General features: G+C 50.7%; 15 protein-coding genes and 1 pseudogene. 9 read left to right on the forward strand and 7 right to left on the reverse strand.

Annotation, left to right across the window (positions count from 1 at the left end; all coding sequences use genetic code 11):
• From QTO06_RS24295 to QTO06_RS24310, 4 genes and pseudogenes are all read right to left on the reverse strand, one after another.
• Positions 1 to 326 (reverse strand): annotated as a pseudogene (locus QTO06_RS24295) (phage baseplate assembly protein V); the annotation flags it as partial.
• A gap of 2 nt (positions 327 to 328) precedes the next feature.
• The gene (gene terL / locus QTO06_RS24300) at positions 329 to 2,005 is read right to left on the reverse strand and encodes a phage terminase large subunit (RefSeq protein ID WP_331410201.1); all 1,677 of its coding nucleotides are present in this window, start codon (positions 2,003 to 2,005) and stop codon (positions 329 to 331) included.
• Positions 1,977 to 2,162 carry a hypothetical protein gene (locus QTO06_RS24305; protein WP_331410202.1) on the reverse strand — a complete coding sequence of 62 codons (186 nt, stop codon included), beginning with the start codon at positions 2,160 to 2,162 and terminating at the stop codon, positions 1,977 to 1,979. The genes terL and QTO06_RS24305 overlap by 29 nt, the downstream gene beginning before the upstream one ends.
• A 6-nt stretch (positions 2,163 to 2,168) precedes the next feature.
• The gene (locus tag QTO06_RS24310; RefSeq protein ID WP_042770663.1) at positions 2,169 to 2,729 is read right to left on the reverse strand and encodes a phage protein Gp27 family protein; all 561 of its coding nucleotides are present in this window, start codon (positions 2,727 to 2,729) and stop codon (positions 2,169 to 2,171) included.
• 133 nt (positions 2,730 to 2,862) lie between these two features.
• Here QTO06_RS24310 and QTO06_RS24315 point away from each other — a divergent pair, with 133 nt between their 5' ends.
• The 9 genes from QTO06_RS24315 to QTO06_RS24355 all read left to right on the forward strand — a co-directional run bounded on the left by QTO06_RS24315 (position 2,863) and on the right by QTO06_RS24355 (position 8,236).
• Positions 2,863 to 3,501 (forward strand): hypothetical protein, encoded by a 639-nt coding sequence (locus QTO06_RS24315; protein WP_331410203.1) that lies wholly within the window; start codon positions 2,863 to 2,865, stop codon positions 3,499 to 3,501.
• Positions 3,498 to 4,133: a hypothetical protein gene (locus tag QTO06_RS24320; RefSeq protein ID WP_031417670.1), complete on the forward strand. Its 636-nt coding sequence runs from the start codon at positions 3,498 to 3,500 to the stop codon at positions 4,131 to 4,133. The genes QTO06_RS24315 and QTO06_RS24320 overlap by 4 nt, the downstream gene beginning before the upstream one ends.
• Positions 4,130 to 4,534, forward strand: a complete 405-nt coding sequence (locus tag QTO06_RS24325) for a phage tail protein (RefSeq protein ID WP_031417672.1) — start codon at positions 4,130 to 4,132, stop codon at positions 4,532 to 4,534. The genes QTO06_RS24320 and QTO06_RS24325 overlap by 4 nt, the downstream gene beginning before the upstream one ends.
• The gene (locus QTO06_RS24330; RefSeq protein WP_042770660.1) at positions 4,531 to 4,764 is read left to right on the forward strand and encodes a hypothetical protein; all 234 of its coding nucleotides are present in this window, start codon (positions 4,531 to 4,533) and stop codon (positions 4,762 to 4,764) included. The genes QTO06_RS24325 and QTO06_RS24330 overlap by 4 nt, the downstream gene beginning before the upstream one ends.
• Complete coding sequence (locus tag QTO06_RS24335; RefSeq protein WP_331410205.1) at positions 4,752 to 5,774, forward strand: phage late control D family protein; 1,023 nt, start codon at positions 4,752 to 4,754, stop codon at positions 5,772 to 5,774. The genes QTO06_RS24330 and QTO06_RS24335 overlap by 13 nt, the downstream gene beginning before the upstream one ends.
• Positions 5,771 to 6,949 (forward strand): baseplate J/gp47 family protein, encoded by a 1,179-nt coding sequence (locus tag QTO06_RS24340; RefSeq protein ID WP_191786338.1) that lies wholly within the window; start codon positions 5,771 to 5,773, stop codon positions 6,947 to 6,949. Before QTO06_RS24335 ends, QTO06_RS24340 begins: the two co-directional genes overlap by 4 nt.
• A 158-nt stretch (positions 6,950 to 7,107) precedes the next feature.
• Positions 7,108 to 7,857, forward strand: coding sequence for a peptidoglycan-binding protein (locus QTO06_RS24345; protein WP_331410207.1), 750 nt, complete (start codon positions 7,108 to 7,110; stop codon positions 7,855 to 7,857).
• The gene (locus QTO06_RS24350; RefSeq protein WP_024701744.1) at positions 7,854 to 8,057 is read left to right on the forward strand and encodes a hypothetical protein; all 204 of its coding nucleotides are present in this window, start codon (positions 7,854 to 7,856) and stop codon (positions 8,055 to 8,057) included. Before QTO06_RS24345 ends, QTO06_RS24350 begins: the two co-directional genes overlap by 4 nt.
• 2 nt (positions 8,058 to 8,059) lie before the next feature.
• Positions 8,060 to 8,236, forward strand: coding sequence for a hypothetical protein (locus tag QTO06_RS24355; protein ID WP_160173649.1), 177 nt, complete (start codon positions 8,060 to 8,062; stop codon positions 8,234 to 8,236).
• A 45-nt stretch (positions 8,237 to 8,281) separates the two neighbouring features.
• On the opposite strand, the gene QTO06_RS24360 is transcribed toward QTO06_RS24355, so the two are convergent.
• Genes QTO06_RS24360 through QTO06_RS24370 form a run of 3 tightly spaced genes read right to left on the reverse strand, consistent with a single transcriptional unit; the run spans position 8,282 to position 9,126 of the window.
• Positions 8,282 to 8,440 carry a hypothetical protein gene (locus QTO06_RS24360; RefSeq protein ID WP_153645269.1) on the reverse strand — a complete coding sequence of 53 codons (159 nt, stop codon included), beginning with the start codon at positions 8,438 to 8,440 and terminating at the stop codon, positions 8,282 to 8,284.
• Positions 8,430 to 8,699 carry a hypothetical protein gene (locus QTO06_RS24365; protein WP_042770657.1) on the reverse strand — a complete coding sequence of 90 codons (270 nt, stop codon included), beginning with the start codon at positions 8,697 to 8,699 and terminating at the stop codon, positions 8,430 to 8,432. The genes QTO06_RS24360 and QTO06_RS24365 overlap by 11 nt, the downstream gene beginning before the upstream one ends.
• A complete protein-coding gene (locus tag QTO06_RS24370; RefSeq protein ID WP_191685232.1) occupies positions 8,692 to 9,126 on the reverse strand; it encodes a regulatory protein GemA in 435 nt (144 codons plus the stop codon). The genes QTO06_RS24365 and QTO06_RS24370 overlap by 8 nt, the downstream gene beginning before the upstream one ends.
• Positions 9,127 to 9,219 lie beyond the last annotated feature (93 nt).

Here is a 9,219-nt window from a genome sequence, read left to right on the forward strand (position 1 = left end):
AACTTATCAGGGTTGGTGGTGTATGGTCTGGCGTTCACATTCACGAGTGAACCAAGGACATAGCCTCGCACCATCGAACCGATAGGTGGGAAGAGACACAGCACTTGCTCACCCACGGCCATGTTCCAACTGGCGTTCACGCCTTTGGTGCGAGAGCCGACTACTGATAACCAATCGGACTCTGGAATGCGACCACCTGCAAACGTGACCTTCACGCGGCGCAGCTCGCTATCGACCTGGCTGACAGTGGCAATACTCACGGTGCGCCTTAACATCGTGAAGACATCTTTCATCTTATTGCCAAGCACTCGTACGTCATCAAACATGGTTACATTCTCCCTCGCGCACCACCGCCAATACGAGCAAGACGCTGCGCAGCGCTCTTCATCTTTTTCACCACGTTTGGTGTAGCACTGCCCACAAACTGCTTGGTCTCAAACTCGCTGACACACATTTCAATTACATCGGCGCAGTCATCATGCCCACGCGGGAACTCTTCCAACTGACTTTTGAGCAACACTTGATCTTCCAAGAATTGAACGCCGCCAGACTCGACATCTGGAGAAAGTGATTTGATGCGTAGCTTCTTATTGCCGCTTGGCTTATAGCCCGTAATAGGCAGACGAACGCCATAACCTTTGGCAAAGCGAATGACCGAGTTCTTGTAGATTTTCTGAAACGCGACTTCTTCAAACAGTATTTTTTTAGGTGGTTTGTTAAAGGTGTTTTTAACCCACATGTACACTTCAACGATGCGCTTTGCGAACGTCAAATCGGATTCATGCCAGCCATTACAAAACAGCACGTAGTCCACCAAGGTAATGCGATGGCGACCTACCACACCAATGGCACTGTAGTCTCCGGTCTCCATCCCAGTGGCTGGGTCAACGGCCATCATGATATCGATGTCGCGGATATCGAGGTCAGACAGCTGGTAGTGCTTAAAGTATTCGGGCTTGAAGTCCTGCTCTTTACGCGAGCGTGGCATGTTCATGTATTCCGCCCACCACACTTTGCGCATGATGCGGCGTAATTCGTAAAGATCAGCCAATGGCCATCGTGACGGGAAAAGGGATTGTCCCGTTGGTGTGAGAGCACTAAACACCAGGCCAAGCCAGTTAGGCAGCAAACCTTCACGAATACGTGCGAGCAATCTGGACGGTAAGTCATCGTGGTGCATGATGGTGTTGGCCACCACAATCAACATACCTTTACCCAAAGGCAAAATTACTGAATCAAACCAGTCCTCACATTTATCTCGAATTTCTTTGTTGTTCTTTTCGAGCTCCGTAATGACGTCATCGAGAATACAGGCGCTTGGACGCAAGAACCCATGCGTTGTACCACGAATAGATTGACCACGACCGACACCTTCGATGGCATTGCCGTTGGCAAGCACGAGCTGCTTTTGTGTCCAGATATTGCCGTGAACCTTTTGCTCGCCATAGTCATCAATGATGAGCTGGTTGGTTTCCAGTTCATTACGAATGGCCATGATGTTCTTTTTCGCTGCTGGGCCACTGGCACCACCGATAATGATGTATTGTTCTGGGTAGTTAAGCAGCAACCACATCGGTAGAGCCTTAACGTTACGTGTGGTTTTACCGTGGTCACGAGGCTCCAAGTCGAGAATGCCATTAAACTGCGCCCGTTCGGGCATCACAATCGAACCGTGATTGATAGGATAGACCAGCTTCTTAAACAACTTCATGTCACGCTTGCGCATCACTCGCGATGCCACGATGCGAGAAAGTGCCTTTTGGTATGGCGCAGCCTCACACGTAAACGCATGCGGCATGTACGTTTCACAAAAGTAAGCAAAGTCGGCTTTCGCTCTGGCGCGGCGTCGACGACGCGCTTTCTCTTGTCGTTTCTCTTCTGCCAATTTTTGCTTGGCTTCTCTTTGGCCTTGGCTTTGCGCCTCTTTATGCGCGATGGCTGCATTGGCTTTTTCGCGCAGGTTGTCGAGATCAGCGTTACTGAACTGTGAGAACGGCGCTTTCATCAATCAGCTCCAGTTGCAGTTTCAAGTAACGAATCTCCAGTTTGCGCTGCTCAATGGAAAGCTCCAAACGTGACTTTTCCAACGTCTGGAGGTGCATTTCACCTAGCAGTACAATGGCAACAAAGACCAATACCAGCGCAGATAAGCATTTCATCATGACTCCTTAGCGACGCTTCTTCGTGCGCTTGCGACCATCGGGATCAACACGCACAGAGCGGATGATCTCAACCAACTGAATAAGCAGCTCTGGATTGCTTTCTTCAAGCAGTACCTTAAATTCATCTTCCAGCTCTTTCTTGGCTGCATCCACGCCTTTGCGAAACTCAGTCTTGAGTCGGTCAAGGTTCACTTGAGAATCCGATAAACGAGCAAGCGAGTTCACCAGCTTAGTCACATCCGCAAACGACTCGGTACTGACGTCGTAGTTTTTCACCACCTCAACAATCTTGCTCTGCAGAACCTGCAAACCAATTTCAGAGATATCGGTGTTGGGTCTGTCTCGAAACTCATCCAGGAATTTGTTTGCAAAGCGATCACGCTCTTTCTGTTCTTCCAGGAACGTTTCCCATTTTTTGACTTCGCGATGCACGCCAGCGCGACTCACTTCCCATCCCTCATCAGAGAGAACAGTGGTGATGTCAGTTAGCGTCATCTGCTCCTTGTCGTACATATCGATAATGCGCTCGCTCAATCCTTGCAGCTCAATCTTCGATTTTTTGGCCACATAACCCTCTTATTTTTCATGTTTTTTTGATGGTGCCATTGTGGCTATATCACGCGCGCGCGCGTGGCAATTGACAAATCTTGGCCAATAAGCAGACGACAATAGCCTCGGTTTAAACGGGATTTAAAACGGCATGAAAGAGTTTTTAAAAGCGCTTCACGATACGGCGAGCATCATCAACGAATTGCCCGAGCGCATTGCGCCCTTTGGTTTGCAGTGCGTGAAAGACAACTATCGCAATGGCGACTTTGCGCCTAACTCGACGCTGACGAAGAACACCAAGAACGGTGGCGCTAAACCGCTGGATGATACAGGTGAGACGTATGCCTCACTGACGTATCAGGCTGGTCAAGGGGAATACCGCATCGGGACCAATAAAGTGCATGCACCACTGATTAATGACGGTGGCATCGTGAAACCACTGAAAGCGCAGAAGCTCACCATTCCTGCCGATAAGCGCATCAAAAAGCGCACCGAAGCCTATGGCGTTCGCAAGACCTTGTCAGGACTGGAAGCGCAAGGTTGGAAGATTTTCTGGCGTCCGAACTCGGTGATGGGGCGAGCACCTGTTGGCGCAAAAGGCATTGGCCGAAAAATTCAAAGCCGTTTTAACCGCAACAACAAGAGTAAAGATAAAGGCGTGTTCTATGTGCTGTATATCCGAGCCGATGAAGTAAAAGTACCAGGGCGACCATTTATGTACCTAAGCGACGAGCAGCAAAAAGAACAAGCCGAGCTGGTTCAAAAAGAATTAATGAAGGCCATGAAATGAGCGCACCAAGCTTACACCCAGAATCGCTGACGGCCATCAATAAGCTTAAAGCTGAGATTGAGCGTTACCTGGACATCACCACCATTGTTGAACCCAACAATGCGATGGCAGCGATTGAAGTTCGCATGATGGTGACAGGCGCATCGACGCTGAACCCATTACCCAAACCGGACTGTTACGCTCCGTTCGTGCCGTATGAATGGAACCTGCCTGTGGTGGTCTGCGTGCGCGCCACAGGTGGCAACGCAGGTAATGCCCTGTCTGGACAAGCCACTTGGATCAACATGCAGCTGGCTAACTTCTTGGAGAACGAGTTGGTTGAAGTGCGTGATGTGGGGCAAATCCTCAAAGTGCCCAAGGGAATGATGCAGCTTGGCCCTAAAAACAAAATGCACATTGTTGGAGACGCGGAAATCACCAACGTCAAGTTTAGCCAGAGCGGGTTCACTGGCGACAAAGACTCGGCTGACTTTGATCCGTTTGATGGCCCGTTTACTTATCGAGAGGACTGGACCCTCACCATGACGCTGACCGTCCATCGAGATTTTTACTCACCGACACTTAGAGAAGTGCGGTTTTACAACGAAATGCTAAATGAAGAAATCGTGGTTCCACCGGAGGAAAAAGCATGAGCCAACAAGAAGCACAACACGCCGCCTGGGGCGGATTTGGTGATTTGGTTTTTCAGGGCCGCTTAACACCGAGTCAGTTTCAAGACCGCCGCACCTGGCGCGTGACAGCGCAGCAAGTCGTCAATGGCTATCCGCGTCATCAAGGACAAGGTGAGAACGAACGCACATGCTCACTCACCATGAAATTCAGCAACAAGTTCTGCGACATCACCAAGAGTGTGAAGGCGCTCGATGCCATGGCAGAAAGCCAAGTGCCTCGTTCGGTCGTGATTGGTGATGACGTCAAAGGCAAGTTCACCATTCGCAGTCGCACGCTGACAGGCATGAAGACCACACCCAGTGGCAGCGTCGTCAGCATGACATACCAATGTGAGCTAGTGGAAGTGAAAGACAAACCATGAGCACCACCACTTTATATGCCCAGCGCGATGAACGCTGGGAACAGCTTTGCTACCGCGCTTATGGCAGCGTAAACGAAACGCAAGTGATGGCGCTGCGTGAGGCCAATCGAACACTGGCCAGCAATATGACTCGTTTTCAGTTTGAAGGGGGCGAGCTTATCACTGTGCCTGCATTAGACGTCAGTGCCGCTCTTGAAGACACAACGGAGAAACCACCGTGGGCAAAATAGTAGGCGGTCTTATCAAACCCTTCGCCATCGTCAAATGGGCAGGCAAAGAAATCAGCCAAGAGCTTTCCGATTACGTGAGTGCGCTGACGTATACCGACGTGCTGGATAGCAAGAAGGTCGGTACGGACACCGTATCGATGACGCTCGCCAATAACGATGGGCGCTTTTATGACGCGTGGTTCCCTGAAAAGGGAGACACCCTAGAGTGCGGTGTGGGCTGGTTTGACGAAGATGGCAAGCGCAACACCTGGATGTGGGGCGCGTTCACCATTGATGAAGTGCGCTTTAACTTGAATCCTGACAAGGTCAACATCGGTGCCAATGCGAAGCCAGCGGTGCGCGGCAAGATTGATAACGAGACGTGTGAGGTTTACGAACAGACCAGCTTTGTCACGTTAGCCGAAGACATTGCCAGTGAAGTGGGTGTCTCGATACTCATCGCCCCAGATGCGCGCGACGTGGCTTACACCCGAGTGCAGCAGCGTGATGAAAGCAAGATGGCCATGATGAGTCGCCTTGCCAGTGAGAACAGCATTCCAGTGGCCTTCAAAGGCAATCAACTTGTGGTTGGTGAACTGAGCACCAGTACGCTAACGCTCGACATTCGCAATCGTGATGTGGTGGTCAATGGCTCGTTTCCGGTCTCTGACCGCACCAAAAGCGACGGCATCGTCGTGTACTTCTATGACCCCATCAACAATGAGGGGGGCGAGTATCGCTCAGGCAATACGGACGAAGGCGCAAAAGTCAAAACGTTCAATCCTGATGGCGTGACATCAATGGAAGAGGCAAAGAACTACGCCGACAACTACATCGCCACTGGCTCAGGTAAAGGCAAACAAACCGCCACGGGTAGGCTGACTCTCGTCAATGCCACGGTCACGACTGCCGACACGATTGCGCTCACCAGCGCAGGCAAGCTGCCCGATAAATGGAAACCCACCACTGTGAGCACATCACTGACCAGCGGTGGCTGGACGTCCACTGTAACCATAGAGAGACGCGCATGAGCACCAACCGATTCCCAACACTGCCAGAGCCAAGCCTGGCAACGCCCGATTTTGAAAGCAATCTAGCGAACCTGAAAGAGCGCTACTTTCAAAAGACAGGGCATTACCCAACGGTGAACGACCCAGAGACGGTGCACCTTGAAGCCATTGCTTACACCAAAAGCGAACTGATTGATGAGATCAACTACGAATCAAAACAAAACCTGCTGGCCTTTGCCGAAGATGACCGCCTTGAGCAGCTTGGCGCATTAGTTGGCGCTGGTGAACGCTTGCCTGAATCTGCGGCGAGCACCGTTATCGAGTTCACGTTCACCGCAGGACACGCAGGTTTGGTGATTCCGCAAGGTTATGAGATGAAAGCGGCGGATGATCAAACGCTCTTTGCGTGCATGCAAGACTATATCGTGGATGCAGGTGACGCCAATCTACTGGCTAACTTCGAGTGCTTAACACCAGGCGAAAGTGGTAATGGATTCATTGCAGGGCAAATCTCGACCATCGTTGATACCAGCATCGCTGAAGTAGAAAGCGCGACCAACGTCACCACAAGCCAAGGCGGAGCCCCCGAAGAAGACGATGACCGCTACGCCTACCGCATTTGGCTTGCACCATCGGGCTGGTCTTCCTGCGGTCCTTATGATGCGTATGAATACTTTGCTCTGTCTGCCAGTTCAGCCATCGGCTCAGTTTCCATTTGGACGCCAGAACCCAATGACATCAGCATCAGCGCCATTTTGCTTGATGGCTCGCTGCCCGAACAACCCATTGTCGATGCTATCTATGCGCAGTGCTCAGGCAAAACCCGAGTGCCTCAAGGTGATCGAGTGACGGTTGTCGTACCTGGTGGCGTTGATGGCACCACCACCATCGCGCTGCAGGTGTTTAACGACTATGCGGCCCTTGGGAAGACCATCGTCGATACCGCTACCGAGTTAGTCAACGCAGAGCTTCTCAAGTGGCGCACCACGCATGGCAAGGACATTGTGGTGCAAGACCTTGAAACCATCTGTAAGAACATCGAAGGCGTGTACTACGCCGCTGTCACCATTACCGACAGCGATGGCATTGTTATCGATAAGAAAAAAGCCATCAGTAAACAAGAGCGCGCCAACATCACATTGACCAGTGTCACGCACACCGTCATCGATGAGCTTAGCTCAAACAACTTCCAATAACGGAGAACCTCATGCAAATGCAACAAGCAAACGCGCTCCTCGATACCGCCAAAGCGAACATTGAAAAGGCGCAGCGACTTATCCAGGGACGACCAACTTCGCACATCAACACCAAAGCGATGCTGGCGCGTACGAACGCCACACTCTTTGATGGAAAAATGAATGGTACTCAACGCGCCTGCATTCTGGGTTTTGCGTTTGTCTACGCCATGTTCGTCATGCTGGGCATGACGGTGCCGCTTCAATACCTGGCTTATGTATTGGCAACGACTTACCACGAAACAGGCCGAACCATGAAACCCATTGAAGAATGGGGCAAAGGCCAAGGGCGACCATACGGTGAGCCCGACCCTGACACAGGTGAAACCTATTATGGCAGAGGCTACGTGCAATTGACCTGGCTCGCGAACTACATCAAAGCCAAAGCGGCGGTCTACAACCGCAACTGGCAACAGGGAACCATTGACTTTGTGAGTGCGCCAGAGTTGGCTCTGAACCCATTCTACGCGGCGCAAATCGCGATTAGCGGCATGATGGCTGGTTGGTTTACAGGTAAGAAGTTAAGCGACTACCTGCAGGCCGACGGCTCTTTTGATTACATCAATGCCAGACGCATCATTAACGGCACGGACAAAGCCGAAACCATTGCCGCCTATGCGATTGAATTTGAGACCGCCTTGTATCTGGGTATCGGTACGGACATCGAGCGCGCCACGCTTCAACATGGCAGTGAAGGCGATGATGTTCGTGAGCTGCAGCTGGGGCTTGGATTGAATCCAGACGGCAAGTTTGGCAACGCCACTCAGACCGCACTTACCCATTTCCAGCAACAACACCAACTAAACGATGACGGCATTTGCGGACCATCAACTTGGACCACCTTTGAAAAAGAGATTTACGGACTATGAAAAACGCACTGATTTTATTCACCTTGGCATTGGCAATGTTAAACCTGACAGGCTGCGCAACGGCCATCACCAGTTACAACGTAAGTTACGGTGATGACTCTTGCCCACTCAAAGTGGACGCCGATACCTCCGTGGGCGTATCGGTTCGCATCAATGACAACGCAACTCAATGCAAACAACCTAAAGATAATGGAGACTAACTATGATCAAAAAAGTCGTGATGGCCATCGTTCTATGCATGTGCCTCGGCGGCTGCACCAACATCCTAACGTACATTAAAACAGACAACCGCAGTCACAACTCAGGATGCAATGCGGCAGGTGATGGCGGTGATGGTGTGAAACTTGGCGTGCCATGTGAGAGCACCACGAAAAAGTAACTGGCACAAAAAAGGCGCTTTCTTTAAAGCGCCTTTTAATCTTCTTTAAAACAGTGCGAGCTGTTCATTCTTCTTTTCAACGTCTTCCCCCAGGTCTTCAACAAACACAAACCACGAATGCAGTTTAAACGCGAAGAAGTTGAGGCTGCGAACGGCATTGTTGCGACTGGAGGTGCAACAGGTCATCGCATCCTTAGTCGTCACAATATTGATCTTTTTCTTCTTGTGCATAGTAATTGCTCCCTTTCCAGAAGTAAGCGGCTAACTCTTTGGGTGTGTACCAATTGCGTGGATAGCCCAGGACGCTTTTAATCATCGCCTCATCAAGAGGCGACCCGAAACGCTCAAACAACTCATGAGCAGGAATCGCCTTGGTTGGCCACATCTGCTCAAGCAACTGTTCCAAGTCCGCTTGAGAGCGCACTTCAATAACGCGATAGCGAGAGGAAAAATGATTAGCCATGACGACCTCCTAACCAACGCTCCAAGCCGAGAATGACTTCACTGATTTTAGTGCGAGTCAACCAGCGCGTTTTCTTTACACCTGCAGTGCGCTCAACAAACGCATCAAGTCGCGCGTCATTCAAGCCGTCCCAACCCTTTTCTTTTGCCAACGCGGCGAGCTTAGCCCATTGCGCGTTCGTCGGACGGTTGCCTTCGCCTTGACCACCTGGCTGCTTATTGAAGGTCAGATAGCCTTCATCGCGCAATCCCTTAACCAAGTCCATCAACTCTTCGTCGGTCATCTCTTTGCAAGACGTTTTACCAACGGTAATGCCGAGATAGTTTCGATACTCGTCATCATCACAAAAGCCCATGCGGTCTTTTAATAGAGCCTGCACACCTTTATGGATCATGCCGTAGTACTTGTTTCGATTTATGTCCACCATGCTTCTCTCATCAATTGTCAATTGATAACTCTTATTATTGTAGGGGCGGACAGGTTTGCGATTGCAAATGTTTTGTGCAAAAAAAAGCCTCAC

Origin of the sequence: Vibrio sp. M260121, from assembly GCF_036533715.1 — a bacterium.
Taxonomy (GTDB): Bacteria; Pseudomonadota; Gammaproteobacteria; order Enterobacterales; family Vibrionaceae; genus Vibrio.

Bases quoted from the DNA above. Each gene is read 5' to 3' on its own strand.
- terL (WP_331410201.1), bottom strand. From the start codon at position 2,005: ATGAAAGCGCCGTTCTCACAGTTCAGTAACGCTGATCTCGACAACCTG.
- QTO06_RS24305 (WP_331410202.1), bottom strand. From the start codon at position 2,162: ATGATGAAATGCTTATCTGCGCTGGTATTGGTCTTTGTTGCCATTGTA.
- QTO06_RS24315 (WP_331410203.1), top strand. From the start codon at position 2,863: ATGAAAGAGTTTTTAAAAGCGCTTCACGATACGGCGAGCATCATCAAC.
- QTO06_RS24320 (WP_031417670.1), top strand. From the start codon at position 3,498: ATGAGCGCACCAAGCTTACACCCAGAATCGCTGACGGCCATCAATAAG.
- QTO06_RS24325 (WP_031417672.1), top strand. From the start codon at position 4,130: ATGAGCCAACAAGAAGCACAACACGCCGCCTGGGGCGGATTTGGTGAT.
- QTO06_RS24330 (WP_042770660.1), top strand. From the start codon at position 4,531: ATGAGCACCACCACTTTATATGCCCAGCGCGATGAACGCTGGGAACAG.
- QTO06_RS24340 (WP_191786338.1), top strand. From the start codon at position 5,771: ATGAGCACCAACCGATTCCCAACACTGCCAGAGCCAAGCCTGGCAACG.
- QTO06_RS24345 (WP_331410207.1), top strand. From the start codon at position 7,108: ATGAATGGTACTCAACGCGCCTGCATTCTGGGTTTTGCGTTTGTCTAC.
- QTO06_RS24350 (WP_024701744.1), top strand. From the start codon at position 7,854: ATGAAAAACGCACTGATTTTATTCACCTTGGCATTGGCAATGTTAAAC.
- QTO06_RS24355 (WP_160173649.1), top strand. From the start codon at position 8,060: ATGATCAAAAAAGTCGTGATGGCCATCGTTCTATGCATGTGCCTCGGC.
- QTO06_RS24365 (WP_042770657.1), bottom strand. From the start codon at position 8,699: ATGGCTAATCATTTTTCCTCTCGCTATCGCGTTATTGAAGTGCGCTCT.
- QTO06_RS24370 (WP_191685232.1), bottom strand. From the start codon at position 9,126: ATGGTGGACATAAATCGAAACAAGTACTACGGCATGATCCATAAAGGT.